Genomic DNA, 26,661 nt, shown 5'->3' with positions numbered 1-26,661 from the left:
CGAACTTCTCCAGGCCCAGGGCGGCGTCGTCGGCGCGCACGACCAGGCCGGGCAGCTCCAGGGCGAGCTCGCGCCGGCCCTCCCGGATGCGGTAATGTTTTCCCTGCACCCGGGCGATTAGCTCAGCGGGAGAGCACTTCGTTCACACCGAAGGGGTCACTGGTTCGATCCCAGTATCGCCCACCGGAATGCATTGTGATATGTGAGGCCCAGCCGATTTTCGGCTGGGCCTCACATGTATTTCCGGATTCCCACCCGAAGCGCCGTCAGTAATGCGGCTGAGGGCCAGTCACCTTCCGCGCGGAGTACGAGTTCTGCGGATGAGCCGTCCGTACCCCCGCTGGAGCGAGTTGTACGACCGCCCCCGACCGGTGCTACAGTTCTTCTCGTTGCCCGGGCGATTAGCTCAGCGGGAGAGCACTTCGTTCACACCGAAGGGGTCACTGGTTCGATCCCAGTATCGCCCACCGGACAGCACGCAGGCCCTGACCAGGAAACCGGTCGGGGCCTGCGGCGCGTCCGGGTGGAAACCGCCGCTACGCCGCCGCCTCGCAGCCGTGGTCGGGCTCCAGCCGGCGCCCGCAGCCGCACCGGGCCGGCCGCAGCGGCCAGGACAGGTCCACCCGCTCCTGGGCCCCCGAGCGGTCGAACCAGCTCTGCAGCCCCCGCGCCTGTGCCGCGTGCCACACCGCCTGCCGCAGGTGGAGCTCCGCCGCCGTCAGCCCGCCCAGGGCCGCCGGGTAGCGGGCGCCTATGCGCCGGGTCAGCGAGAGCGCGGCCGTCGCGTCCGCCGCGGCGTCGTGCGCCCCGGCCAGGTCGACCCCGTAGTGGGCGCACAGGTCGGTCAGCGTCCGGCGGCCCCTGCGGTAGCGGTCCACGTGCTTGTCCAGCACCCGCGGATCCAGCACCACCAGCGCGGCGCCGTCCAGGCCGCCGGTCAGCGTCAGCCCGTGGTGACGGCGCAACTCCCGGTCCAGCAGCGTCAGATCGTAGGGCGCGTTCATCACCACCACCGGGAGCCCGGCCCGCGCCTGGGCCGCCAGGGCGCGGGTCACCTCGGCCACCACCGCGCCGGCCGGCCGGCCGTGCACCCGGACCTGCTCGTCGGAGATGCCGTGCACCGCGCGGGCGCCGTCCGGGATCGGCACGCCCGGATCGGCGAGCCAGGTGGTGGTCCGCACCGGTGCGCCCGGGGCGAGTTGGACGACGAGTGCGGCCGAGACGATCCGATCGGTCTCGACGTCCACGCCGGTGGTCTCGGTGTCGAAGGAGGCGAGCGGGCCGGTGTACCAGTGCTGCTGCATGACTGCCCCTCAGGCGTGCGTTCCGCGCCGGGGTGATACCCGTTCCTGACGCCCGCTCAACCCGTTTGGCCCAGCTCCGACCGGGGATCCTGCCCACGGGCGTCCCGTCCGGTACCGGGCGGGCCCGGAGCCTGGGGAGGGCGCGGGCGATGGCACTGACACAGCCGCAGCCCGAGGAGGCGGCCGCCGTGCTGCGGGGCAACCTCGCGGTCACCGCGTGCATGGAGACGCTGCAGGTCGGCTACCTGCACGCGGTCGCCGCGGCGGCCGGCTGCTCGCTGTCCCAGCCGTTCCCGGACAACGGCATCGACTGGCAGGTCAGCCACGGCTCGCGGGCGCACGAGGTGGACGACGAGGTCACCATCAAGATCCAGCTGAAGGCCACCCAGCAGGTCGCCCCCGATCCGGCCGGGCCGTTCTTCAGCTTCACCCTGGACAACGACCACCTGCGCAAGCTCGCCCGCGCCAGGGTCGCCGTCCCGCGGATCCTGGTCGTGATGCTGCTGCCCCGGCGGGTCGACCACTGGTTGCGGGCCCGCCCGGACGCCCTGGAGCTGCGGCACTGCTGCTACTGGGTCAACCTGGCCGGCCACCCCGTCACCGGGCAGCGGCGCACCAACGTCCGGGTGCCCACCGACAAGGTCTTCGACGACCGCGCGCTCTGCGAGATCATGGCCCGGGTCGGCGCGGGCGCGAGCCCGTGACGGCCCGGCCCCGGCAGCGAGGAAGTGGACCCATGACACTGCCGCACGGACCGGAGGACCCGTCCCGGGCCCTGCCCGACCCGGCCACCGTCGACCCCGCGGTGCTGACCATCCTGCTCGCCCGGCACGGCTGGGTCCGACGCGGCGGCCCCGCCGCCCGGTACGGGCGCTGGACCCCGCCGGACGGCGAACCCGGCACCAGCCTCCTCGTGCCCGCCGGGGACGGCTTCGACGACGCGGTCGACCTCCTCGCCGACGCCGTCACCGCCCTCTCCCGCTCCCGCACCCCCTCCGCCCGCCCGATCCTGCTCGCCCTCGCCGTCCCCGGGGACGAACTGCGCTGGCGCCGCGAGCTGCCCGGCCCCGCCGACGCCACCCCCTGGGACGACGCCGAGCGGCTCCAGCGGGCGGCCCGCGCGATGCTCGCCGCCGGAGCCAAGGCGGACCGCGCCACCGCCGCCTACTTCGGCGCCCGGCTGGACGGTCCCGCAGGGGAGTTCCTCGACCGCGTCCTGGTCATCGAGCAGGGGGCCGTCGAGCAGGGCGCCGCCCTGACCGCCTACACCCCGGCCCCGGAGGGGCGGGCCGTCGTCACCACCCTGGTGCGCGCCCTGGAGGCGCTGCGCGACGCCGTGGACTACCGCCGGGTCAGCGGCGGGCCCGAGGCCTTCGAGAACGCCGTCCGGTCCGGGGTCAGCCGCGAACTGGTCCGGTCCGTCGAGGACCTGGTGCGCGGCGCGACCGCCGCCCGGCTCACCGTCGCCTGGTCGCCGGCCGCCGGGACCCCGGGCGGCTTCGGCGACCGCCGGATCGACCTCGACTTCTCGCCCGGCGACCTGCCCGCCCTGGCCGAGGCCGCCGAGCTGCTGGAGCGGATCGAGCCCGCCGTCGACGTCACCGTGGTGGGCGTGGTCGTCCGCCTCAAGCGCGCCGACCCGGCCGGGCCCGGCGCGGTACGGCTGCGGGTGCTCGGCGGGGCCGACGTCCGCGAACTCAAGCTCCGCCTCCCCGACCCCGACTACCGGCTCGCCGCCGAGGCCCACCTGTCCGGCGTCCCGGTCAGGGTCTCCGGCCGGCTGGAGCGCCGCGACGGCTTCCGGCGGCTGACCCGGCCGCGCGGCCTCGAGCTGTGCGGCTGGGACCAGGGCGACCGCGAGCAACTGCTGAAGGGGCTGGAGGACGGCGGGGACAGGTCCTGAGTGCACGGTGCGGGTGGCGCTCTCGGTACCATCGTCACGCGCAGCGCAGTGTTGCGCCCTCTGAATCCAGCACGTCAGGAGAGACCGGTGACGGACGTCCGGGTAATCATCAGCCGCGAACCCGATCGGGAAGAGCGCGTGGTGACCACGGGCACTACGGCCGCCGAGCTCTTCGCCGACGACCGCTCGATCATCGCCGCCCGCGTCGGCGGCCAGCTCAAGGACCTCTCCTACGTCGTCCAGGACGGCGAGGAGGTCGAGCCGGTCGCGATCGGCAGCAAGGACGGCCTCGACATCCTGCGCCACTCCACCGCGCACGTCATGGCCCAGGCCGTGCAGCAGCTCTACCCGGAGGCCAAGCTCGGCATCGGCCCGCCGGTCAAGGACGGCTTCTACTACGACTTCGACGTCGAGAAGCCGTTCCACCCCGATGACCTCAAGGCCATCGAGAAGAAGATGCAGGAGATCATCAAGCGCGGGCAGAAGTTCTCCCGCCGCGTGGTCACCGACGAGTCCGCCCGCGAGGAGCTGGCCGCCGAGCCGTACAAGCTCGAGCTGATCGGCCTCAAGGGCTCCGCCGCCACCGCCGGCGAGGGTGCCGACGTCGAGGTCGGCGCCGGTGAACTCACCATCTACGACAACCTGGACGCCAAGACCGGCGAGCAGTGCTGGGGCGACCTCTGCCGCGGCCCGCACCTGCCCAGCACCCGGCACATCCCGGCGTTCAAGCTGATGCGCAACGCCGCCGCGTACTGGCGCGGCAGCGAGAAGAACCCGATGCTCCAGCGGATCTACGGCACCGCCTGGCCGACCAAGGACGAGCTGAAGGCCCACCTCGACTTCCTCGCCGAGGCCGAGAAGCGCGACCACCGCAAGCTCGGCAGCGAGCTCGACCTCTTCTCCATCCCCGAGGAGATCGGCTCCGGCCTCGCCGTCTTCCACCCCAAGGGCGGCATCATCCGCCGCGCCATGGAGGACTACTCGCGCCGCCGGCACGAGGAGGAGGGCTACGAGTTCGTCTACACCCCGCACGCCACCAAGGGGAAGCTCTTCGAGAAGAGCGGCCACCTGGACTGGTACGCGGACGGCATGTACCCGCCCATGCAGCTCGACGAGGGCGTGGACTACTACCTCAAGCCGATGAACTGCCCGATGCACAACCTGATCTTCGACGCGCGCGGCCGCTCGTACCGTGAACTGCCGCTGCGCCTCTTCGAGTTCGGGACGGTGTACCGGTACGAGAAGTCCGGCGTGGTGCACGGCCTGACCCGGGCCCGCGGCTTCACCCAGGACGACGCCCACATCTACTGCACCCGCGAGCAGATGGCGGAGGAGCTCGACTCCACCCTGACCTTCGTGCTCAACCTGCTCCGCGACTACGGCCTGACCGACTTCTACCTGGAGCTGTCGACCAAGGACCCGGAGAAGTTCGTCGGGACGGACGAGGCCTGGGAGGAGGCCACCGCCGTCCTCGCCAGCGTGGCCGAGAAGCAGGGCCTGCCGCTGGTGCCGGACCCGGGCGGCGCGGCCTTCTACGGCCCGAAGATCTCGGTGCAGGCCAAGGACGCCATCGGCCGCACCTGGCAGATGTCGACCATCCAGCTCGACTTCAACCTGCCCGAGCGCTTCGACCTGGAGTACACCGCGGCGGACGGCTCCCGCCAGCGGCCGGTCATGATCCACCGCGCGCTGTTCGGCTCGATCGAGCGCTTCTTCGCGGTGCTGCTGGAGCACTACGCGGGCGCCATGCCGCCGTGGCTCGCCCCCGTCACCGTGGCCGGCATCCCGATCACCGACGAGCACGTGCCGTACCTGCTGGAGGTGGCGGCCGAGCTCAGGAAGCACGGGATCCGCGTCGAGGTGGACACCTCGGACGACCGGATGCAGAAGAAGATCCGCAACGCCCAGAAGAGCAAGGTCCCGTACATGCTCATCGCGGGCAACGACGACGTCGAGGCGGGTGCCGTCTCCTTCCGCTACCGCAACGGCGAGCAGAAGAACGGCGTGCCGGTCGCGGACGCCGTCCAGGAGATCGTGGACGCGGTGAAGAACCGGATCCAGGTCTGACGCCGTCGTCGGACGGTCGTGCGCGGGGCGGGCTCTCAACGAGTCCGCCCCGCGCTGCTTCGCAACCACGGCCGGGCGAATATGCTGATCAGCATGACGACTGAGCCGGAACTGCAGCGGGGCGTCGGTGAGCCGGACGGCTTCCGCCGCCTGTGGACGCCCCATCGGATGGCGTACATCCAGGGTGAGAACAAGCCCACCGGTCCGGCTCCGGACGACGGTTGCCCGTTCTGCTCGATCCCCGCGCTGAGCGACGAGGACGGGCTGGTCATCGCCCGGGGGAGCGCCGTGTTCGCGGTGCTGAACCTCTACCCGTACAACGGCGGGCACCTGATGGTGGTCCCCTACCGGCACGTGGCCGACTACACCGACCTGGACGAGGCGGAGACGGCCGAGCTGGCCGACTTCACCAAGAAGGCGATGACCGCACTGCGGGCGGCCTCCGGGGCGCACGGGTTCAACATCGGGATGAACCAGGGCGCGGCCGCCGGTGCCGGGATCGCGGCGCACCTGCACCAGCACGTGGTGCCGCGCTGGGGCGGGGACACCAACTTCATGCCGGTGGTCGGCCACACCAAGGTGCTGCCGCAGCTGCTGGCGGACACCCGGAAGATGCTGGCCGAGGTCTGGCCGCAGGGCTGAGCCGGACACGCGCACGAAGACGGGCCTGCCACCGAGGAGTTCGGTGGCAGGCCCGCGGTGTCGCTCGGATCAGCCGGCGTCGAACCGGTCGACCTGGTACGGGCGGCTGCCCTGCGCCTCGGACTTGATGATCGAGGTGCGGTTCTTGAAGAAGCGGTCCGCGTCCAGGTCGTGCTCCCGGAGGAACTCCAGCGTGGCGCTGTGCACCGCGTTGAGCACCGGGACGGACGCGTTGAGCGCATTGTCGACCATGGAGCGGTTGTTCCACGCGGTGGCGACCCAGGCGTGCCGCAGGCCGAACGGCTCGGGCAGGCCGAGGCCGCCGCCCAGCCAGCCGAGCAGCCCGGGCATCCGGTGGAACGGGGCGCGGACGGCCTGGCGGACCACCTCGTCGTTGTCGATCAGCGGCAGCTTGACGGTGCGCTCCTCCCAGAACCTCACCGTCTTCGCGACCGACTTCTCCTTGTCCTTGGGCTTGTCGAAGAAGACGCCCTTGACCGGCCCGAGCGCGTAGCCGGCTACCGAGATGCTCAGGACGTCGGCCAGCAGGGTCACCGTCACGGTGAAGGTGATGACCAGCTTGCCGTCGTGGGTGATGAACTGGGTGGCCAGGTAGTGCCGCGGGCCGCCGGGAAAGGTCTGCCGGTCGGCGATGCTCTGCACGGCGAAGTCGCGCATCCGGTCGCCGTCCATGTCGGCGCCGCCCGGGCGGCTGATCTCGTCGGCGCCCTCGCTGATGTCGAAGACCACCCACTGCTTGACGGCGACGTCGGGGATGCCGCTGTTGGCGACGTGGCTGACGCCGAGGCCCTTGAGGTGGGCGGAGATCCGGCGGACCAGGTCCCAGGGGTGGAAGGCGCGGAAGTCGACGTGGCCCTCGGCGGGGTGCAGGGTGTCGGCCAGGCGCCACTCGCCCCAGCGGCGGCCGGCGCCGAGGATGCCCTTCGGCCCGGCGTAGTGGTGAACGTTGGTCTCCTGCTCCGCGTCCAGGCGGCCGAGCTTGTCGCGCAGCTCGTTGGCCTTCTTGTCCAGGTCGTCGCGCGGGACGGCCTTGGCCACGGTGGCGGCGACGGCGTTGCCCTCGACCAGGTCCTGCCAGCGGGTGCGCAGGTCCCTGGCGGAGCGTTCGACGATCCGGCGGGCCAGGTACCAGCCGATCACCGGGGCGAGCACGGTGATCCGCAGGTAGACGCCGAGGACGCCGGCCGCCGGCGGGCGCACGGCGAGCAGGACGGCGAGGGCGCCGACCGCGACGAGTGCGAGGCCGCCGAAGACGTCGGCGCCGCGGCTCCTGTCCCGCTTGAGCCAGGCGCGCAGTTGGAAGGCACCGAGCCAGAGCAGGGTGCCGGGGAGGAAGAGCAGGCCGGTGACGACCGTGACGGTGCTGAGCTGCCGGTCGCGGGCGTTGCGCAGTTCCTCGGCGGCCAGGCAGTGCTCGACGACCTGGCGGGTGTTGACGCCGAAGGAGGGGACGAGGGGCTTGCGGTCGCCGGCGAGGGCGCGGGAGATCAGCGCCTTGCTGAAGGCCTCGCCGATGTTGGGGCGGAAGAGGGCGAAGCGGCCCTTCTTCACCGTGGCGTCGGTGACGTCCTGGACGAACGTGCCGATCTCGCCGTCCCGGTACGCGGCCGAGGAGAGCGCCTGGGTGACGGCGGTCTGCGGGCCGGCGTCGGTCCGGGGTATCTGCGCTCCCGGAGTCATGTCGAGCGTGGTCACGGTGGCGTCCCCTCCTCCCCTTGTCAGCGGCAGGTTACCGTGCCGTGGCACCCCCGCGCGGATGATCGTCTGAAGTGCCGTCACGAACCGTCACGATCGGGCCACACCCGGCCTGAGGGGCATGATGCCCAGCTTCCGGCAGGTCGATACCCGCCCGGACCGGCCGGGCGGGGGCGGAGGAGGATGGACGGTGACGGAATGGCGAAGGGGGCTGTGATGAAGGATCCGGTGCTGGTCTTCGACGGGGACTGCGCGTTCTGCTCGTCCTGCGCGCGGTGGGCGGAGCGGTACCTGCGGCAGACGCTGGCCTCGGGGGGCTGGGAGGCGGTGCCGTTCCAGTTCGCCGGGCTGGCGGAGCTGGACGCGCTCGCGGGCGGCCGGGGCGAGGTGTCGGCCGAGCGGGCCGAGCGCGAGGTGCTGTGGGTGACGCCGGCGGGCCGGGTGTACGGGGGCGCGCAGGCGGTGGCGCGGCTGCTGATGCGCTCCGGGGGCGCGTGGGCGTACCTCGGGGCGGTGCTGACCCTGGCGCCGGTGCGGCCGGTGGCGGCGCTGGTGTACCGGTGGGTGGCGCGCAACCGGCACCGGATGCCGGGGGGCACGGCGGCGTGCGCGCTGCCCCGGCGTGCCGGGAGCACTCAGTCGGTGTAGCGCCCGGCCAGCGCGGTGGGCATGGGCTCGTGGCGCAGGTAGGCCCGGGAGAACTCGGCCGTGCCGTGGGTGAGCGAGCGCAGGTCCAGCGGGTACCGGACGAGTTCGAGTTCGGGGACCTCGGCACGCAGCAGGGTGAGGCCCGTCCCGCCCGTCTCGGTGCCGAGGACCCTGCCCCGGCGGGCGGAGAGGTCGCCGAGCACGGCGCCGAGGTACTCGTCCGGCAGCAGGACGCTGACGGCGGCGACGGGTTCGAGCAGCCGGATGACGGCGTGCTCGGCGGCGTCGCGCAGGGCGAGCGCGGCGGCGTTCTGGAAGGCGGCGTCGGAGGAGTCGACGGAGTGCGCCTTGCCGTCGGTGAGGGTGACCCGGACGTCGACCAGCGGGTGGCCGGTGGCGACGCCCTTGGCGAGCTGGGCGCGGACGCCCTTCTCGACGGACGGGATGAAGTGCTTGGGGACGGCGCCGCCGACGACGTGTTCCTGGAACTCGAACCCGGAGCCGGCGGGAAGGGGTTCGACCTCGAGGTCGCAGATGGCGTACTGGCCGTGGCCGCCGGACTGCTTGACCAGGCGGCCGTGGCCGGCGGCGGCGGTGCCGAAGGTCTCGCGCAGGGCGACCTTGGGCTCGACGGTGTCGACGTGGACGCCGTGGCGGGTGCGCAGTCGGTCGAGGACGACGTCGGCGTGGGCCTCGCCGGTGCACCAGAGGACGAGCTGGTGGGTGTCGGGGTTCTGTTCCAGGCGCAGGGCCGGGTCCTCGGCGGTGAGCCGGGTGAGGGCCTGGGAGAGCTTGTCGTCGTCGGCCTTGCTGTGGGCTTCGACGGCGATCGGCAGCAGGGGCTCGGGGAGGGTCCAGCCGTCGAGTTCGACCGGGTGGCCGGGCTCGTGGACGGTGTCGCCGGCCCGGGCGCTGGTGAGTTTGGCGGCGCAGACGAGGTCGCCGGCGACGGCGTGCGGGACGGGGCGCTGGAGCTTGCCGAAGGGGCTGCTGAGGGCGGTGACGCGTTCGTCGCCGTTCTGGTCCGCGGCGTGGGCGGGGCCGACCAGGTGGATCTTGGTGTCGGGGCGCAGGGTGCCGGCGTACACGCGCAGCAGGCTGATCCGGCCCACGTAGGCGTCGCCGGTGACGCGGACGACCTGGGCGGCGAGCGGGGCGTCGGGGTCGCAGGCGGGGGCGGGGCGGGTGCGTTCGGTGGGGTCGGGGAAGGTGTGGGCGACGAGGTCGAGGAGTTCGGCGGCGCCGAGGCCGTTCTCGCTGGTGGGGACGGCCGGGTGGAGGGCGCAGGCGAGGACCTCGCGGCGCATGCCCGCTTCCAGGGAGTCGGTGTCGAGGGGCTCGCCGGCGAGGTAGCGCTCCATGAGGGCGTCGTCCTGGCCGGAGATGGCCTCGACGAGGCTGTCGTGGGCCGGGCCGGTGTCGGGGAGCGGGGTGGCGTCGCCGTAGGTGTCGCCGGTGAGCAGGTCGACGCTGCCGTCGGGGTGTCCGTCGTGGACGACGGGCAGGAACAGCGGGCGGAGGGTGTCCGGGCCGAGCTCGAAGGCGTCGTGGCAGGCGGTGAGGATGTCGGCGAAGCTGCTGCGGGCGAGGTCGAGTTTGGCGACGGCGATGGCGCGCGGGATGCCCTCGGCGGCGCACTCGCGCCAGAGGGCTCGGGTGGGGGCGGTGACCGGGTCGGTGGCGGAGACGACGAAGACGGCCGCATCGGCGGCGTGCAGGGCGGCCCGCAGGTCGGCGGTGAAGTCGGGGTGGCCGGGCGGGTCGAGCAGGTTGATCTTGACGCCCTTCCACTCGAGCGGGAGCAGCGAGAGCTGGACGGAGCGCTGCTGCTGGTGCTCGATCTCCTCGTGGTCGGAGACGGTGGTGCCGTCGGCGACCCGGCCGGCGCGGCCGACGGCGCCGGCGGCGAGGGCGAGGGATTCGGCGAGGGTGGTCTTGCCCACACCGCTGGAGCCGATCAGGACGACGTTGCGCAGGTCCCGGGGGCCGTTGACGGCGGGTGCCTGGCCGGCTCGTACCGTGCTGCGGTCGGGCATCGGGGTCTCCTCCCGTGGCGCCGAGGCTTGTCCATCGCAGTCTAGGGTCGGGTGTCGTTCCCCGCGCGTGTTCTGCGGCGCCCCGGTGACCGCCCGTGTGCGGGCGGTGGCCCCGGTCCCGTACGGCGGTGCGTGCGACGGAGGGTGTCCCCGGCGTGGCTACGATGGGTGCGCCGGACGGGCTCATCCGTCCGGCCGTCTGCAGCGCGTGTTGCGCCAGGCGGGTACCGGGCAGATCGGAGCGGCTGGGAAGGCCATGCTCAACAAATACGCGCGTGCCTTCTTCACACGTGTCCTCACCCCGTTCGCCGCGTTCCTGATCCGCCTGGGCGTGAGCCCGGACGCCGTGACGCTGGTCGGCACCGCCGGTTCGGTGGCCGGTGCGCTGGTGTTCTTCCCGCGCGGCGAGTTCTTCTGGGGCACCATCACGATCACGCTCTTCATCTTCTCGGACCTGGTGGACGGCAACATGGCCCGCCAGCTGGGCCGGAGCACCCGGTGGGGGGCCTTCCTGGACTCCACGCTGGACCGGGTCGCGGACGCGGCGATCTTCGGCGGCCTGGCGATGTGGTACGCGGGCAAGGGCGACGACAACCTGCTGTGCGCGGTGGCGATCTTCTGCCTGGCGAGCGGTCTGGTGGTGTCGTACACCAAGGCGCGGGCGGAGAGCCAGGGCCTGCCGTGCGACGTGTCGGGACTGGTGGAGCGGGCCGAGCGGCTGGTGGCCAGCCTGGTGGCGGCCGGGGTCGCGGGTCTGCACGAGTTCGGGGTGCCGTACGTGGAGTGGCTGCTGCCGGTGGCGCTGTGGCTGGTGGCGGCGGGCAGCCTGGTGACGGTGTTCCAGCGGATGCTGACGGTGCGCCGGGAGGCGTTCGAGGCCGACCGAGCGGCGGCCGGGAGCTGATGGGGGGCGTCCTGCGGTGACGGACCGACTGGTGTACTGGGCGTACGCGCTGGGGTGGGCGGTGCTGAAGCACCTGCCGGAGCCGGTGGCGCGGGGGCTGTTCGACCGGCTGGCGGACTACGCGTGGCGCCGGCGCGGCAAGCGGGTGCTCCAGCTGGAGGCGAATCTGCGCCGGGTCCGTCCGGAGCTGGACGAGGCCGCGCTGCGCTCCCTGTCGCGCGCCGGGATGCGCTCGTACCTGCGGTACTGGATGGAGTCCTTCCGGCTGCCGGTGTGGAGCCGGGCGAGGGTGGCCCGGGACGTCCGGGTGGAGGGCTTCGAGAACCTCCGGGAGCCGATGGAGGCCGGGCGGGGCGCGGTGATAGCGCTGCCGCACATGGGCAACTGGGACCTGGCGGGCACCTGGGTCGCGCAGCAGGGCTACCCGTTCACCACGGTCGCGGAGCGGCTGAAGCCGGAGCGGCTGTTCGACCGCTTCGTGGCGTTCCGGGAGGGCCAGGGCATGGAGGTCCTGGCGCTGACCGGGGGCTCGGTGAACGTGATCGGCACGCTGGCGCGGAGGCTGCGGGAGGGCCGGCTGGTCTGCCTGGTGGGGGACCGGGACCTGTCGGAGGCGGGGCTGGAGGTGTCCTTCTTCGGCGAGGCGACCCGGATGCCGGCCGGGCCGGCCGCGCTGTGCCAGCGGACCGGGGCGGCGCTGCTGCCGGTGACGCTCTGGTACGACGGCCCGGTGATGCGGGCGCGGATCCACCCCGAGGTGGTGGCGCCCGAGGAGGGCGGCCGCAAGGAGCGGACCCAGGCGATGACCCAGGCGATGGCGCGGGTGTGGGAGCGGGGGATCCGCGAGCACCCCCAGGACTGGCACATGCTGCAGCGGTTCTGGCTGGCCGACCTGCCGGTCCGTGAGGCCGTGGGCGCCGCGCCCGCGGTGCGCGCGCAGTCGGCGGCCGAGCCGGCCGTGGAGTCCGCGGCCGAGGCCTCCGGGTCCTGAGCCCGCCCGTACGACCCGTCCGAAGGAGCTTGAGGAACCCGTGAAGATCGGCATTGTCTGCCCGTACGACTGGGACGTCCCCGGCGGGGTGCAGTTCCACATCCGGGACCTGGCCGAGCACCTGATCGCCCTGGGGCACCAGGTGTCGGTGCTGGCGCCGGCCGAGGACGACGAGGCGCTGCCGCCGTACGTGGTCTCGGCCGGGCGGGCGGTGGCGGTGCCGTACAACGGGTCGGTGGCGCGGCTGAGTTTCGGCATCCTGTCGGCGGCGCGGGTGCGGCGGTGGCTGCGCGAGGGGCGCTTCGACATCCTGCACGTGCACGAGCCGGCCTCGCCGAGCCTGTCGATGCTGGCCGCCTGGTCGGCGACCGGGCCGATGGTGGGCACCTTCCACACCTCGAACCCGCGCTCGCGGGCGATGATCGCGGCCTCGCCGATCCTCCAGCCGGGGCTGGAGAAGATGCGGGCCCGGATCGCGGTGTCGGAGTACGCCCGGCGCACCCTGGTGGAGCACCTGGGCGGGGACGCGGTGGTGATCCCGAACGGCGTGGACGTCGGCTTCTTCGCGGACGCCGAGCCGGACCCCCGGTGGACCGGCAACGCGGCCGGGGGCGAGCCCGGCACGATCGGCTTCATCGGCCGCATCAACGAACCGCGCAAGGGACTGCCGACGCTGCTGGCCGCGCTGCCGGCGATCCTGGCCGAGCGGCCGGGCGTGCGGCTGCTGGTGGCCGGCAAGGGCGACGAGGAGGAGGCCGTCGCCGGTCTGGCGCCCGAGGTCCGCGCGCAGGTGGAGTTCCTCGGGATGGTGTCCGACCGGGAGAAGGCCCGGCTGCTGCGCAGCGTGGACCTCTACGTGGCGCCGAACACCGGTGGCGAGAGCTTCGGGATCATCCTGGTCGAGGCGATGTCGGCGGGTGCGCCGGTGCTGGCGAGCGACCTGGACGCGTTCAAGCAGGTGCTGGACGGCGGGGACGCCGGGGAGCTGTTCCCGGTGGAGGACGCGGACGCGCTGGCCCGTACGGCGCTGCGGCTGCTGGGCGACCCGCGGCGGCTGGAGCAGCTGCGCGAGGCGGCCTCGCGGCACGTGCGGAGGTTCGACTGGTCGACGGTGGGCGCGGACATCCTGGCGGTGTACGAGACGGTGACGGCCGGGGAGGCGGCGGTGGTCGAGGAGGACGTCCGCAGCGGGCGGCGCGGCCGGTTCGGGCTGGCCCGGGACTGAGCCGGGGGCCGGTCCGGGACTGAGCCGAGGGCCGGTCGGGACTGAGCCGGGGCCGGTCGGCGTACGGGCCGCGCCCCGGGAGCCGCGGACGGAGGGCCCGTGGGCCGGCCGGGTGTCCGCGGCGTTAGGGTCGGTCCACCGCACCACCGCGACCCATGGGGGCAACGATGCCGCAGATCTCCGTCGACTACTCGTCCAGCCTGGCCGGCACCTTCGACCCGGCGGCGCTCGGCCGGGCGATCAACCGGCTCGCGGAGGAGACCATCGACGCGAAGCCGGAGTCGTGCAAGACGGTGTTCCGGCAGGGCGAGCTGCTCGTCGTGGGGACGACCGGCACCGCGGCGGACGCGCAGGTCCTCGTCGAGTTCCGGATCTTCCCCGGTCGCACGCCGGAGGCGAAGGCGGCGCTCAGCGAGGGCGTCCTGGCGCTGCTGGCCGAGCACGTGAAGCCGGGGCCCGGCGTGCGGCTGTTCACCGCCGTGGACGTCGCCGACATCGACCGGGAGAGCTACCGCAGCGCGACCGCCCAGGGGTGACCCGTGACACCCGGTAACGTAGCGGCCCGTGACTACCTGGATCTGGGCCGGCGTGGCCGTGGTGCTGTTCGGCATGTACCTGAGTTGGACGGCCGGGCGCCTGGACCGGCTGCACGCCAGGATCGACGCGGCGCGGGCGGCGCTGGACGCGCAGCTGGTGCGGCGCGCCTCGGTGGCGATGGAGCTGGCGACGTCCTCCTTGCTGGACCCGGCGGCCTCGCTGCTGCTGCTGGACGCGGCGCACGCGGCCCGGCAGGCCGAGGACGAGCACCGCGAGGTGGCGGAGAGCCAGCTGAGCCTGGCACTGCGGGCGGTGTTCGAGGAGCCGGAGCAGGTGGCGGCGCTGGTGGCCGAGCCGGGGGGCGAGGAGGCCGTCCGTGATCTGACGGCCGCGGTGCGGCGGGTGCCGATGGCCCGGCGCTTCCACAACGACGCGGTCCGGGCGGCGCGGGCGGTGCGGGAGCACCGGCTGGTCCGCTACTTCCGGCTGGCGGGGAAGGCGCCGTTCCCCCTGGCCTTCGAGATGGACGACGCCCCGCCGCCCGCCCTCACCCCCGAGGGAGCGCCTGCTTAGGCTGGTCCCCGGATACGGCCCGTTTGTCGCATCCCGTCGTCCTGGCTGGACTTGGTGGCACATGGAGGGGTCACTTGGTCCGCCTACCATAGGGCGATAGCACTGGTTCATTCTCGAGTGAGGTCTCACGTGTCCACCACCCCCACCACCGCAGACCAGCCGCAGATCGGTACCGCCCGGGTCAAGCGCGGAATGGCCGAGCAGCTCAAGGGCGGTGTGATCATGGACGTGGTCAACGCCGAGCAGGCGAAGATCGCCGAGGACGCCGGCGCGGTGGCCGTCATGGCCCTGGAGCGGGTTCCGGCCGACATCCGCAAGGACGGCGGCGTGGCCCGCATGTCGGACCCGAACATGATCGAGGAGATCATCGGCGCGGTCTCCATCCCGGTGATGGCCAAGTCCCGCATCGGCCACTTCGTCGAGGCCCAGGTCCTGCAGTCGCTCGGTGTCGACTACATCGACGAGTCCGAGGTGCTGACCCCGGCCGACGAGGTCAACCACTCCGACAAGTGGGCCTTCACCACCCCCTTCGTCTGCGGTGCCACCAACCTGGGCGAGGCCCTGCGCCGCATCGCCGAGGGCGCGGCCATGATCCGCTCGAAGGGTGAGGCCGGCACCGGCAACGTCGTCGAGGCCGTCCGCCACCTGCGCCAGATCAAGAACGAGATCGGCCACCTGCGCGCCCTCGACCACAACGAGCTGTACGCCGCCGCCAAGGAGCTGCGCGCCCCGTACGAGCTGGTCAAGGAGGTCGCCGAGCTGGGCAAGCTGCCGGTCGTGCTGTTCTCCGCCGGTGGCGTGGCCACCCCCGCCGACGCCGCGCTGATGCGCCAGCTGGGCGCCGAGGGCGTCTTCGTCGGCTCCGGCATCTTCAAGTCGGGCGACCCGGCCAAGCGCGCCGCCGCCATCGTGAAGGCCACCACCTTCTACGACGACCCGAAGATCATCGCGGACGCCTCCCGCAACCTCGGCGAGGCCATGGTCGGCATCAACTGCGACACCCTGCCGGAGACCGAGCGCTACGCCAACCGCGGCTGGTAGTCGCCCGCCGCCCGTAGACCGGCACCCCGGCACACCTGGCCCGCCGTCGCGCCCGAGCGCGCGGCGGGCCGTGCCGCGCATTCCCGTAGCAACGATCGATAGAGGTTGAAGACCGTGAGCACTCCAGTCATCGGCGTCCTCGCCCTCCAGGGCGACGTCCGCGAGCACCTGGTGGCGCTGGCCGAGGCCGACGCGCTCGCCCGTCCGGTGCGCCGTGCCGAGGAGCTGGCCGAGGTCGACGCGCTGGTGATCCCCGGCGGGGAGTCCACCACCATGTCCAAGCTGGCGCTGCTGTTCGGCGTGATGGACCCGGTGCGCGAGCGGGTCGCCGCCGGGATGCCGGTGTACGGCACCTGCGCGGGCATGATCATGCTGGCCGACAAGATCCTCGACGGCCGGGAGGACCAGGAGAGCGTCGGCGGCATCGACATGACGGTGCGCCGCAACGCCTTCGGGCGCCAGAACGAGTCCTTCGAGTCCGGGATCGCCTTCAAGGGCCTGGACGACGCGCCGGTGCACGGCGTCTTCATCCGCGCCCCCTGGGTCGAGGCGGTCGGCGCAGGCGTCGAGGTGCTGGCCGAGCTGCCCGCGGCGGACGGCCCGGAGAGCCGGATCGTGGCCGTGCGTCAGGGCAACCTGCTGGCCACCTCGTTCCACCCGGAGCTCACCGGCGACCACCGCGTGCACGCCTACTTCGTGCGGATGGTCGAGGAGCACCTGGCCGCCCGGTAGGGAGTCGGTGGCCGTGTGCGTCTTACCGGTGACGACACCGGTAAGATCTCATCTGTTTCATTTCCCTTTGGCGACGTAAAGGAGCTGGCGATGTCCGGCCACTCTAAGTGGGCTACCACCAAGCACAAGAAGGCCGTGATCGACGCCAAGCGCGGCAAGCTCTTCGCCAAGATGATCAAGAACATCGAGGTGGCGGCGCGCACCGGCGGTCCCGACCCGGCGGGCAACCCGACCCTCTACGACGCCATCCAGAAGGCGAAGAAGAGCTCCGTCCCGATCGACAACATCAACCGCGCCGTCAAGCGCGGTGGCGGTCTCGAGGCCGGCGGCGCCGACTACCAGACCATCATGTACGAGGGCTACGGCCCGAACGGCGTCGCCGTCCTGATCGAGTGCCTCACGGACAACCGCAACCGCGCCGCCTCCGACGTGCGCGTCGCGATGACCCGCAACGGCGGCTCGATGGCCGACCCGGGCTCGGTGTCGTACCTCTTCACCCGCAAGGGCGTCGTGATCGTGCCCAAGGCCGACGGCGTGGACGAGGACAAGCTGTTCGAGATCGTCCTCGACCAGGACCCGGAGGAGATCAACGACCTCGGCGACTCCTTCGAGATCATCTCCGAGGCCTCCAAGATGGTCGACGTGCGCAGCGCGCTGGTCGACGCCGGCATCGACTACGACTCGGCGGAGGCCAACTTCCTCCCCAGCATGCAGGTCGAGCTGGACGTGGACGGCGCCCGCAAGATCCTCAAGCTGATCGACGCGCTCGAGGACAGCGACGACGTGCAGAACGTCTTCGCCAACTTCGACATCCCCGACGAGGTCGGTGCGCAGCTCGACGCCGAGTGACGGCGCCGATCGACCGTTCTCACAGCCCGGCCCGGTGGTCCCAGGACCGCCGGGCCGGTGTCGTCGGCGGCGTCGCCGGACCCGGATGTCGGACCCGGGCGGTAGCCTGCGGAGGTCCTTCGCCGCGCACCGGATCCGGAGCGCCGGAGGCCGACGGCGGGTGAGCGGAGAGGCGGGGCGCGACGTGCGGGTGCTGGGTGTGGACCCGGGGCTGACCAGGTGCGGGGTCGGCGTGGTCGAGGGGGCGCCGGGCCGGCCGCTGCGGATGGCCGGGGTGGGCGTGGTGCGCACGCCCGCCGAGGCCGAGATCGGAGAGCGGCTGCTGCTGGTCGAGCAGGGGATCGAGGGCTGGCTGGACGAGCACCGGCCGGACCTCGTCGCGGTCGAGCGGGTCTTCGCCCAGCACAACGTGCGGACGGTGATGGGCACCGCCCAGGCCAGCGCGGTCGCGATGCTCTGCGCCACCCGGCGCGGCATCCCCGTCACCCTGCACACCCCGAGCGAGGTCAAGGCCGCCGTCACCGGCTCGGGCCGGGCGGACAAGGCGCAGGTCACGGCCATGGTCCAGCGGCTGCTGCGGCTGGACGCCCCGCCCAAGCCCGCCGACGCCGCCGACGCGCTGGCCCTGGCCATCTGCCACATCTGGCGCGGCGGGGCGACCAACCGCCTGGAGGCCGCCGTCCGGGCCGCCCGCTCGACCTCCCGCTCCACGCCCCTGAAAGGAACCTTCCGGTGATCGCCTTCGTGCAAGGCCCTGTGGCGGCCATCTCCTCCGGTGTCGCGGTGGTCGAGGTCGGCGGGGTCGGCATGGCCGTGCAGTGCACCCCGAACACCCTGGCCGGACTGCGGCTGGGCGAGCCGGCCCGGCTGGCCACCTCGCTCGTGGTCCGGGAGGACTCGCTGACCCTGTTCGGCTTCGCCGACGACGACGAGCGCGCGGTGTTCGAGATCCTCCAGGCCGCGCCGGGCGTCGGCCCCAAGCTGGCGCAGGCGATCCTCGGGGTGCACAGCCCCGACGCGCTGCGCGCCGCGGTCGCGGGCGGGGACGAGAAGGCGCTGATCGCCGTGCCGGGCATCGGCAAGGCGAAGGCGGCCAAGCTGCTGCTGGAGTACAAGGACAAGCTGGGCGCCCCGCACGGCGCGGTGCCCGCGCAGAAGCCGGTCGCCGTCGGCCCGGCGCCGTGGAGCGAGCAGCTGCACTCCGCGCTGACCGGCCTCGGCTACGCCCCCCGCGAGGCGGACGAGGCGGTCGCGGCGGTCACCCCGGAGGCCGAGGCCCAGCAGACGCCGGACGTCGGGGCCCTGCTCCGGCTGGCGCTGCGCGGCCTCAACCGCGCCCGCTGAGCCACCGCCGATCCCCGACGCCCCCTGACGATCTGTCTGTTTGTCGACACCGCACACTTTGGAGCCCCCGAGGATGTACGACCCGGAACCCGCGGACCGGCTGGTGACGGCGGCCGCCGACGGCGAGGACCAGGCGGTGGAGGCGGCGCTGCGCCCCAAGCTGCTGGAGGAGTTCATCGGCCAGGAGCGGGTGCGCGAGCAGCTGTCCCTGGTGCTCCAGGCCGCCCGCAAGCGCGGCAGCGCACCCGACCACGTGCTGCTGAGCGGGCCGCCCGGACTCGGCAAGACCACCCTGTCCATGATCATCGCCGCTGAGCTGGGCGCCCCGATCCGGATCACCTCCGGCCCGGCGATCCAGCACGCGGGAGACCTCGCGGCGATCCTCTCCTCGCTCACCGAGGGCGAGGTGCTCTTCCTCGACGAGATCCACCGGATGTCCCGGCCGGCCGAGGAGATGCTCTACATGGCGATGGAGGACTTCCGGGTCGACGTGATCGTCGGCAAGGGGCCGGGCGCCACCGCCATCCCCCTGGAGCTGCCGCCCTTCACCCTGGTCGGCGCCACCACCCGGGCGGGGCTGCTGCCCCCGCCGCTGCGGGACCGCTTCGGCTTCACCGGGCACATGGAGTTCTACGCCCCGCACGAGCTGGAGCGGGTGGTGCACCGCTCGGCCGCCCTGCTGGACGTCGAGATGGACCCGGCCGGTGCCGCCGAGATCGCCGGGCGCTCGCGCGGCACCCCGCGCATCGCCAACCGGCTGCTGCGCCGGGTCCGCGACTACGCCCAGGTCCGGCACGACGGCGTGGTCACCGCTCGGATCGCCGCCCAGGCGCTGGACGTCTACGAGGTCGACGCCCGGGGACTGGACCGGCTGGACCGCGCCGTGCTGGACGCGCTGCTGCGGCTGTTCGGCGGCGGTCCGGTGGGTCTGTCGACGCTCGCGGTCGCCGTGGGGGAGGAGGCCGAGACGGTCGAGGAGGTGGCCGAGCCCTTCCTGGTTCGCGAGGGCCTGCTCGCCCGCACCCCGCGCGGCCGGGTCGCCACCGCCGCCGCCTGGCAGCACCTCGGCCTGACCCCGCCGGTACGGACCCCGCCGGTCCAGACCGGTCGCGGCGGGCCGACGGCCCAGCCGGAGCTGTTCCCCGCGGACGGAAGTTGACCGGCCCGGGGCCGAACGGGTGAGAGGTGTCCACCGTTCCCGGGCCGGGGCGCCGCCGCACCGAGGGGAGGAGCCGCGGGAGAAAGTCGGGGAAACCGTGCAGACGGAGGGTCGCCACTTTCGGCGGCAGGATGCGATGCTTGGCGTTGTCCGATCAGTTCGGGGTCGCCTAGACTCCGCCGGACCGCCCCTCTCACCTGACGGGCCGACTCATACCACACAGGCCGCCGGGCGGCGGCCCGTAAAGGACCCTGGCTGCAGTGAACCTCATCATCCTTCTCCTCCCGATCATCGCGATCGTGCTCATGTTCCGGTCGCAGAAGAAGCGCCAGTCGCAGATGCAGCAGATGCAGACGGCGCTGGAGCCCGGGGCGGGGGTGCGCACCATCGGCGGCCTGTATGCCCAGGTGAAGGCGGTCAACGACGAGACCGTCGAGCTGGAGATCGCTCCCGGCGTGGTCACCCACTTCACCAAGAGCGCGGTCGCGGCCGTCCTGGACCCCCAGGAGTACGACGCGATCATCAACGGCCGCCCCGCCGATGACGAGCTGCCCGAGCCGGAGGCCGAGGACGCGGACGCCGCACCGGCCGAGGACAAGCCGCTGTCGCTCACCAAGGACAGCGCCGAGAAGGGCGATGCCGAGGGCGGGGCTCCCGCGAGCAAGTAAGTACGGCCGGGCAACCGCCAGGCCGCGCGGCACCGTGCCGCGAGCCCACAGGACCTCAGGGCCGCAGAACCGCCATGCCCCCGTCCCGCCACGAGCCGGACGGGGGTCCGGTCGGGGATGTGGCATGGACAGGGAGAAACGAGCAAGGTGGCAACACCCAAGTCGCGCCCGCGCGACGGCTACCCAGGGCGGGCGCTGGCCCTCATCCTGGTCGTCACCGTCGGACTGGTCGCCCTCATGTTCGGGACGGGCAACACCAAGCCCCGGCTCGGAATCGACCTCGCCGGTGGCACCAGCATCACGCTGACCGCGAAGTCGACCGACCCCAAGGCGGTCAACAAGTCCAACATGGACATCGCCGTCGGGATCATCGAGCGCCGCGTCAACGGCATGGGTGTCTCCGAGGCGGAGGTCCAGACCCAGGGCGACAGCACGATCATCGTGAACATCCCCAAGGGCGGCGACCGGCAGAACGCGGCCGACCAGGTCGGCACCACCGCGAAGCTGTACTTCCGTCCGGTCCTGGCCGTGGCGCCGAGCGGCGTCACCCCGCCCGCGCCCACCGGGACGCCGTCCGCCGGCGCCTCCGGCACCCCGAGCGCCGCGCCGTCCGGCAGCGCCGCCCCGACCGCCTCGGCAGGTGCGAGCTCCTCCGCCAGCCACGCCCCGACGGCCTCCCCGAGCGCCACCAAGCAGGGCCGTGCCGTCGGTGAGGCGCTGGCCGCCGAGGCCGCCAGCCCGTCGGCCGCCGCCACCGGGGCGAGCACCGCCCCGTCCGCCACCGGCTCCGCGGCGCCCTCCGCCACCGGCACCCCGAGCGCCCCGGCCACCCCGCCGAGCGCCGCCGACCTGAGCGCCGCGATGACCCAGGGCACCGTCCCGCCGGAGCTGTCCGCCGCCTTCGCCGCCCTCGACTGCTCCAAGCCCGAGATGCGCACCGCCCAGACCAGCACCGAGGACAAGGCCATGGTGGCCTGCTCCCAGAAGGCCGAGAACGGCTACTACGAGAAGCTGGCCCTCGGCCCCGTCGCCGTGAAGGGCTCGGACGTCTCCAAGGCCCAGGCCAGCCTCGACACCCAGACCGGGGCCGGCTGGCAGGTCCAGCTGCAGTTCAACGGCGCCGGCACCGACGCCTTCTCCAAGGTCACCGGCCAGCTGGCCACCCAGACCCCGCCGACCAACCAGTTCGCCATCGTGCTGGACAACCAGGTCGTCTCGCACCCGCAGGTCAACGGCGCGATCCCGGGCGGCAGCGCGGTCATCACCGGCCGCTTCACCCAGGCCGAGGCGCAGGACCTCGCCAACGTGCTGAGCTACGGCGCCCTGCCGCTGGAGTTCGCCCAGAGCGACATCACCACCGTCTCCCCGGCGCTGGGCAGCGACCAGCTCGAGGCCGGCCTGATCGCCGGCGCGATCGGCATGCTGCTGGTGGTCGCCTACTCGCTGGTCTACTACCGCGGCCTCGGCCTGGTCTCGATCGCCGGTCTGATCGTCTCGGCGATCCTGACCTACTCGATCATGAGCCTGCTCGGCGGCGGGATCGGCTTCGCGCTGAACCTGCCGGCGGTCTGCGGCGCGATCGTCGCGATCGGCATCACCGCCGACTCCTTCATCGTGTACTTCGAGCGCATCCGCGACGAGGTCCGCGAGGGCGCCCCGCTGCGCCCGGCGGTCCAGCGGGCCTGGCCGCGCGCCCGCCGCACCATCCTGGTGTCGGACTTCGTGTCCTTCCTCTGTGCCGCGGTGCTCTACGTGGTCTCGGTCGGCAAGGTCCAGGGCTTCGCCTTCACCCTGGGGCTGACCACCGCGCTCGACGTCGTGGTGATCTTCCTCTTCACCAAGCCCCTGATCACGCTGCTGGCCCGGCGCAAGTTCTTCGCCGACGGCCACCCGTGGTCCGGCCTGGACCCGAAGCGGCTGGGCGCCCGCCCGCCGCTGCGCAGCAGCCGTCGTCGTAGCCCCTCCTCTGCCGCCGTGAAGGAGGCCTGACACCGTGTCGCGCTTCTCCAATCTGGGCCACCGGCTCTACCAGGGCGAGGTCAGCTTCGACTTCGTCGGGCGCCGCAAGCTCTGGTACTCGATCTCCGGTGCGATCGTGCTCATCGCGGCGATCGGCCTGGCCATGGGCCTGCACCTGGGCATCGAGTTCAAGGGCGGCTCGGTCTACACCGTGTCCAAGCCGGGCCTGACCGTCTCGCAGGCGCAGGAGAAGGCCGACCAGGTCGTCTCCTCGCACCCGCTGGTGCAGTCGACCGACAACGGCAAGATCCGCATCCAGGTCAGCACCGAGGAGACCAAGAGCGCCGACGAGGTCCGCTCGCAGCTCGCCGAGAAGGTCGGCGTGCCGCTGGACACCGTCGAGGCCCAGGTCATCGGCCCCAGCTGGGGCAAGCAGATCTCCCAGAAGGCCCTCACCGGCCTGATCATCTTCATGATCCTGGTGACGGCCTACCTGGCGATCGCCTTCGAGTGGCGGATGGCGGTGGCCGCCCTGGTCGCCCTGATCCACGACCTGCTGATCACCATCGGTGTGTACGCCCTAGTGGGCTTCGAGGTCACCCCCGGTACGGTGATCGGGTTCCTCACGATCCTCGGGTACTCGCTCTACGACACGGTCGTCGTCTTCGACACCGTGAAGGAGAACACCAAGGACATCGCCAAGCAGAACAAGCTCACCTACAGCGAGGCGGCCAACGCGGGCCTCAACCAGACCCTGGTGCGTTCGCTCAACACCACCGTCGTGGCGCTCCTCCCGGTCGCGGCACTGCTGTTCATCGGCGGCGGCATCCTGGGCGCCGGCACCCTGAACGACATCTCGCTCGCGCTGTTCATCGGCCTCGCGGCCGGTGCCTACTCCTCGATCTGCGTCGCCACCCCGCTGCTGGCGCAGCTCAAGGAGGAGCAGCCGCAGCTGAAGGCCCTGCGCAAGCGGGTCCTGCAGCACCGGGCCGCGGCCGCCGCCAAGGCCGCCGAGGCCGCGGCGCCGTCGGACGAGGGTGCGGACGAGGACCAGCCCGCGGGTATGGTCGGTCAGCGCGGTCGGGCGGCCGGTGCCGCGCGGGCCAAGGGCCGTCCGTCCACCAAGCGCTGATTCCGACCACACCTAAGGACACACCGTGACCACCGCCGACACCGCCCTGGCCGAGCTGCTGAACAGCCGGATCCGGGATGTCCCGGACTACCCCAAGCCCGGCGTGCTGTTCAAGGACATCGCGCCGCTGCTCGCCGACGCCGAGGCGTTCGGCGCCCTGACCCGGGCGCTGGCCGACCGGGCGGGGGAGCTCGGGGCGACCAAGGTGGTGGGCCTGGAGGCGCGCGGCTTCGTGCTGGCGGCTCCGGCGGCCTTCGCGGCCGGGCTGGGCTTCGTGCCGATCCGCAAGGCGGGCAAGCTGCCCGGCGAGGTGTTCCGGCGTACGTACGAGCTGGAGTACGGCTCGGCGACGCTGGAGGTGCAGTGCGACGCCTTCGCGCCCGGTGAGAAGGTGCTGGTGGTGGACGACGTGCTGGCCACCGGCGGCACCATCGGCGCCTCGCTGGACCTGGTGAAGGAGGCCGGCGCCGAGCTGGTGGGCGTCGTGGTGCTGATGGAGCTGGGCTTCCTGGACGGCCGCGAGCGGCTGGCCGGGCACCTGGACGGCGCCCCGCTGGAGACGCTGGTCACGGTCTGAGGCGCGGCCTCGGGGACGAGTTCCAAGGACGGCGGTCGGATCATCCGACCGCCGTCTTCCGTTTCCGCGCCCGGCCGGATGAACACCGGGCCGCCCGGCTCGGTACCATGAAGATTCATCCCCTCCCGGTTGTGCCCCGGACGTCACGGGCCCGGCAGGGGTCGGCCCCGGTGCCCCGAGGAGTGTCCTTGCCCGACGAGGTTGTGCCCACGGCCGCAGCGGCCGCCCCCGACAACCGTCCCACGCCCTCGGGGGCCACCCCGGCACGCCCGGCGCCGACCTCCTCCCGCCAGACCGCCCCCGTCGGCCGCGGCTCCGGCACCGGTGGCGTGCGCGCCCGCCTGGCCCGTCTCGGCGGCCAGCGCTCCACCGTGCTCAACCCCGTCCTGGAGCCGCTGTTCCGCTCGATCCGGGCGAACGACCCCAAGGCCGACCCGGCGCTGCTGCGCGACATCGAGCGCGCCTACGCCGTCGCGGAGAAGTGGCACCGCGGGCAGAAGCGCAAGAGCGGCGACCCGTACATCACCCACCCGCTGGCCGTCGCCACCATCCTCGCCGAGCTCGGCATGGACGCCCCGACCCTGATGGCGGGGCTGCTGCACGACACCGTCGAGGACACCGACTACGGCCTGGAGACCCTGCGCAAGGACTTCGGCGACTCGGTGGCCCTGCTCGTCGACGGCGTCACCAAGCTGGACCGGGTCAAGTTCGGCGAGGCCGCGCAGGCCGAGACCGTCCGCAAGATGGTCGTCGCGATGGCCAAGGACCCGCGCGTCCTGGTGATCAAGCTGGCCGACCGCCTGCACAACATGCGCACGATGCGCTACCTCAAGCGGGAGAAGCAGGAGAAGAAGGCCCGCGAGACGCTGGAGATCTACGCCCCGCTGGCGCACCGGCTGGGCATGAACACCATCAAGTGGGAGCTGGAGGACCTCGCCTTCGCGATCCTCTACCCCAAGATGTACGACGAGATCGTCCGGCTGGTCGCCGAGCGCGCCCCCAAGCGGGACGAGTACCTGGCGACCGTCATCGACCAGGTCCAGGCCGACCTGCGCGGCGCCCGGATCACCGCCTCCGTCACCGGCCGGCCGAAGCACTACTACTCGGTCTACCAGAAGATGATCGTCCGCGGCCGGGACTTCGCGGAGATCTACGACCTGGTGGGCATCCGGGTCCTGGTCGACACCGTCCGCGACTGCTACGCGGCGCTGGGCACCATCCACGCGCGGTGGAACCCGGTGCCGGGGCGGTTCAAGGACTACATCGCGATGCCCAAGTTCAACATGTACCAGTCGCTGCACACCACGGTGATCGGTCCCGGCGGCAAGCCCGTCGAACTCCAGATCCGCACCTTCGACATGCACCGGCGGGCCGAGTACGGCATCGCCGCGCACTGGAAGTACAAGCAGCGGGCCGTCGCCGGGGCCTCCAAGGTCCGCACCGACACCCCGACCCAGGTCCGCAAGGACGACAAGGCCGGCGCCGTCAACGAGATGGCCTGGCTGCGGCAGCTGCTGGACTGGCAGAAGGAGACCGCCGACCCGGGCGAGTTCCTGGAGTCGCTCCGCTTCGACCTGGCCAGCAACGAGGTCTTCGTCTTCACCCCCAAGGGCGACGTGATAGCCCTGCCCGCCGGGGCGACCCCGGTCGACTTCGCCTTCGCCGTCCACACCGAGGTCGGCTACCGGACGATAGGGGCCCGGGTCAACGGCCGCCTGGTGCCGCTGGAGTCGACCCTGGAGAACGGCGACACCGTCGAGGTGTTCACCTCCAAGGCGGAGAACGCCGGCCCCTCCCGGGACTGGCTGGGCTTCGTCAAGTCTCCGCGCGCCCGCAACAAGATCCGCGCCTGGTTCTCCAAGGAGCGCCGCGAGGAGGCGATCGAGCACGGCAAGGAGGCGATCGTCCGGGCGATGCGCAAGCAGGGCCTGCCGATCCAGCGGATCCTGACCGGAGACTCGCTGGTCACCCTGGCCCACGAGATGCGCTACCCCGACATCTCCTCGCTCTACGCCGCGATCGGCGAGGGCCACGTCGCCGCGCAGAACATCGTCCAGAAGCTGGTCCAGGCGCTCGGCGGCGAGGAGGGCGCGACCGAGGACCTGGCCGAGACGGCGACCCCGACCCACGACACCCGCCGGGCGGCCCGCCGCCGGGCCAAGGGCGACCCGGGCGTGATCGTCAAGGGCGTCGAGGACGTCTGGGTGAAGCTCTCCCGCTGCTGCACCCCGGTGCCGGGAGACCCGATCGTCGGCTTCGTCACCCGCGGCAACGGCGTCTCGGTGCACCGCGCCGACTGCGTCAACGTCGAGTCCCTCAGCCAGCAGCCCGAGCGGATGATCGACGTCGAGTGGGCCGCCACCCAGTCCTCGGTCTTCCTGGTGGCGATCCAGGTCGAGGCGCTGGACCGCTCCCGGCTGCTCTCGGACGTCACCCGGGTGCTGTCCGACCAGCACGTCAACATCCTCTCGGCGGCCGTCCAGACCTCCCGGGACCGGGTGGCGATGAGCCGCTTCACCTTCGAGATGGGCGACCCGAAGCACCTCGGCCACGTCCTCAAGGCGGTGCGCGGGGTCGAGGGCGTGTACGACGTCTACCGCGTCACCTCCGCCCGGAAGTAGCACCGGGACGAGCGGACACGCGAAGGGGCCCCG

24 protein-coding genes and 2 tRNA genes are annotated in these 26,661 nt (G+C 72.5%); 23 read left to right on the top strand and 3 right to left on the bottom strand.

Annotation, left to right across the window (positions count from 1 at the left end; all coding sequences use genetic code 11):
• The first annotated feature begins 111 nt into the window (after positions 1–111).
• Positions 112–183: transfer RNA gene (locus tag ABT247_RS02920), tRNA-Val, on the top strand.
• Positions 184–395: 212 nt separating this feature from the next.
• Positions 396–467, top strand: a tRNA-Val gene (locus ABT247_RS02915).
• 69 nt (positions 468–536) lie between these two features.
• Here ABT247_RS02915 and ABT247_RS02910 read toward each other — a convergent pair.
• On the bottom strand, positions 537–1,304 hold the full coding sequence (locus ABT247_RS02910) for an exonuclease domain-containing protein (protein WP_350736938.1): 768 nt from the start codon (positions 1,302–1,304) through the stop codon (positions 537–539).
• Between the two features lie 149 nt (positions 1,305–1,453).
• Between ABT247_RS02910 and ABT247_RS02905 the strand changes: the two genes are divergently transcribed.
• The 4 genes from ABT247_RS02905 to ABT247_RS02890 all read left to right on the top strand — a co-directional run bounded on the left by ABT247_RS02905 (position 1,454) and on the right by ABT247_RS02890 (position 5,916).
• Positions 1,454–2,008, top strand: a complete 555-nt coding sequence (locus ABT247_RS02905; RefSeq protein WP_350736935.1) for a DUF4365 domain-containing protein — start codon at positions 1,454–1,456, stop codon at positions 2,006–2,008.
• Between the two features lie 32 nt (positions 2,009–2,040).
• Complete coding sequence (locus ABT247_RS02900) at positions 2,041–3,207, top strand: hypothetical protein (protein WP_350736932.1); 1,167 nt, start codon at positions 2,041–2,043, stop codon at positions 3,205–3,207.
• Positions 3,208–3,294: 87 nt separating this feature from the next.
• Positions 3,295–5,274, top strand: coding sequence for a threonine--tRNA ligase (gene thrS / locus ABT247_RS02895; RefSeq protein ID WP_350736927.1), 1,980 nt, complete (start codon positions 3,295–3,297; stop codon positions 5,272–5,274).
• An 81-nt stretch (positions 5,275–5,355) separates the two neighbouring features.
• Entirely contained in the window at positions 5,356–5,916 is a 561-nt protein-coding gene (locus ABT247_RS02890; RefSeq protein WP_350736925.1) for an HIT family protein, read from the top strand.
• A gap of 69 nt (positions 5,917–5,985) precedes the next feature.
• On the opposite strand, the gene ABT247_RS02885 is transcribed toward ABT247_RS02890, so the two are convergent.
• Positions 5,986–7,632, bottom strand: coding sequence for an AbeC-like domain-containing protein (locus ABT247_RS02885; protein ID WP_350736922.1), 1,647 nt, complete (start codon positions 7,630–7,632; stop codon positions 5,986–5,988).
• A 198-nt stretch (positions 7,633–7,830) separates the two neighbouring features.
• Here ABT247_RS02885 and ABT247_RS02880 point away from each other — a divergent pair, with 198 nt between their 5' ends.
• Positions 7,831–8,280, top strand: a complete 450-nt coding sequence (locus ABT247_RS02880; RefSeq protein WP_350736919.1) for a thiol-disulfide oxidoreductase DCC family protein — start codon at positions 7,831–7,833, stop codon at positions 8,278–8,280.
• Here ABT247_RS02880 and ABT247_RS02875 read toward each other — a convergent pair.
• Complete coding sequence (locus ABT247_RS02875; protein ID WP_350736916.1) at positions 8,268–10,316, bottom strand: elongation factor G-like protein EF-G2; 2,049 nt, start codon at positions 10,314–10,316, stop codon at positions 8,268–8,270. The two genes, ABT247_RS02880 and ABT247_RS02875, sit on opposite strands and share 13 nt — an antisense overlap.
• A 256-nt stretch (positions 10,317–10,572) precedes the next feature.
• On the opposite strand from ABT247_RS02875, the gene pgsA reads away from it, so the two are divergent.
• The 16 genes from pgsA to ABT247_RS02795 all read left to right on the top strand — a co-directional run bounded on the left by pgsA (position 10,573) and on the right by ABT247_RS02795 (position 26,628).
• Positions 10,573–11,220 (top strand): phosphatidylinositol phosphate synthase, encoded by a 648-nt coding sequence (gene pgsA / locus ABT247_RS02870; protein ID WP_350736913.1) that lies wholly within the window; start codon positions 10,573–10,575, stop codon positions 11,218–11,220.
• Between the two features lie 16 nt (positions 11,221–11,236).
• The gene (locus ABT247_RS02865) at positions 11,237–12,211 is read left to right on the top strand and encodes a phosphatidylinositol mannoside acyltransferase (RefSeq protein ID WP_350736910.1); all 975 of its coding nucleotides are present in this window, start codon (positions 11,237–11,239) and stop codon (positions 12,209–12,211) included.
• Positions 12,212–12,251: 40 nt separating this feature from the next.
• Positions 12,252–13,436, top strand: coding sequence for a glycosyltransferase family 4 protein (locus ABT247_RS02860; protein WP_350736906.1), 1,185 nt, complete (start codon positions 12,252–12,254; stop codon positions 13,434–13,436).
• A 167-nt stretch (positions 13,437–13,603) separates the two neighbouring features.
• The gene (locus tag ABT247_RS02855) at positions 13,604–13,972 is read left to right on the top strand and encodes a 5-carboxymethyl-2-hydroxymuconate Delta-isomerase (protein WP_350736904.1); all 369 of its coding nucleotides are present in this window, start codon (positions 13,604–13,606) and stop codon (positions 13,970–13,972) included.
• A 73-nt stretch (positions 13,973–14,045) separates the two neighbouring features.
• Positions 14,046–14,546: a hypothetical protein gene (locus ABT247_RS02850; protein ID WP_350736951.1), complete on the top strand. Its 501-nt coding sequence runs from the start codon at positions 14,046–14,048 to the stop codon at positions 14,544–14,546.
• 129 nt (positions 14,547–14,675) lie between these two features.
• Positions 14,676–15,587 carry a pyridoxal 5'-phosphate synthase lyase subunit PdxS gene (pdxS, locus tag ABT247_RS02845; RefSeq protein WP_350736901.1) on the top strand — a complete coding sequence of 304 codons (912 nt, stop codon included), beginning with the start codon at positions 14,676–14,678 and terminating at the stop codon, positions 15,585–15,587.
• A 114-nt stretch (positions 15,588–15,701) separates the two neighbouring features.
• Positions 15,702–16,319 (top strand): pyridoxal 5'-phosphate synthase glutaminase subunit PdxT, encoded by a 618-nt coding sequence (gene pdxT, locus ABT247_RS02840; protein WP_350736898.1) that lies wholly within the window; start codon positions 15,702–15,704, stop codon positions 16,317–16,319.
• Positions 16,320–16,409: 90 nt separating this feature from the next.
• Complete coding sequence (locus ABT247_RS02835) at positions 16,410–17,168, top strand: YebC/PmpR family DNA-binding transcriptional regulator (RefSeq protein ID WP_350736896.1); 759 nt, start codon at positions 16,410–16,412, stop codon at positions 17,166–17,168.
• A 184-nt stretch (positions 17,169–17,352) separates the two neighbouring features.
• Positions 17,353–17,904, top strand: a complete 552-nt coding sequence (gene ruvC, locus ABT247_RS02830; RefSeq protein ID WP_350736948.1) for a crossover junction endodeoxyribonuclease RuvC — start codon at positions 17,353–17,355, stop codon at positions 17,902–17,904.
• On the top strand, positions 17,901–18,512 hold the full coding sequence (gene ruvA / locus ABT247_RS02825) for a Holliday junction branch migration protein RuvA (protein ID WP_350736893.1): 612 nt from the start codon (positions 17,901–17,903) through the stop codon (positions 18,510–18,512). The genes ruvC and ruvA overlap by 4 nt, the downstream gene beginning before the upstream one ends.
• A 73-nt stretch (positions 18,513–18,585) precedes the next feature.
• A complete protein-coding gene (ruvB, locus tag ABT247_RS02820) occupies positions 18,586–19,671 on the top strand; it encodes a Holliday junction branch migration DNA helicase RuvB (protein WP_350736890.1) in 1,086 nt (361 codons plus the stop codon).
• 260 nt (positions 19,672–19,931) lie between these two features.
• Positions 19,932–20,339 carry a preprotein translocase subunit YajC gene (yajC, locus tag ABT247_RS02815; RefSeq protein ID WP_350736887.1) on the top strand — a complete coding sequence of 136 codons (408 nt, stop codon included), beginning with the start codon at positions 19,932–19,934 and terminating at the stop codon, positions 20,337–20,339.
• A 147-nt stretch (positions 20,340–20,486) separates the two neighbouring features.
• Positions 20,487–22,328: a protein translocase subunit SecD gene (gene secD / locus ABT247_RS02810; protein WP_502892369.1), complete on the top strand. Its 1,842-nt coding sequence runs from the start codon at positions 20,487–20,489 to the stop codon at positions 22,326–22,328.
• Between the two features lie 4 nt (positions 22,329–22,332).
• Positions 22,333–23,430 (top strand): protein translocase subunit SecF, encoded by a 1,098-nt coding sequence (gene secF / locus ABT247_RS02805; protein WP_350736884.1) that lies wholly within the window; start codon positions 22,333–22,335, stop codon positions 23,428–23,430.
• A 25-nt stretch (positions 23,431–23,455) separates the two neighbouring features.
• Positions 23,456–24,007 (top strand): adenine phosphoribosyltransferase, encoded by a 552-nt coding sequence (locus ABT247_RS02800; protein WP_350736882.1) that lies wholly within the window; start codon positions 23,456–23,458, stop codon positions 24,005–24,007.
• A gap of 107 nt (positions 24,008–24,114) precedes the next feature.
• Positions 24,115–26,628, top strand: coding sequence for a RelA/SpoT family protein (locus ABT247_RS02795; RefSeq protein ID WP_392899061.1), 2,514 nt, complete (start codon positions 24,115–24,117; stop codon positions 26,626–26,628).
• The last annotated feature ends 33 nt before the right edge of the window (positions 26,629–26,661 follow it).

The organism is Kitasatospora sp. NPDC001539 (assembly GCF_040298565.1).
In the GTDB taxonomy this organism is placed as follows: domain Bacteria; phylum Actinomycetota; class Actinomycetes; order Streptomycetales; family Streptomycetaceae; genus Kitasatospora.
This window is presented reverse-complemented; position numbering and strand designations above follow the sequence as displayed.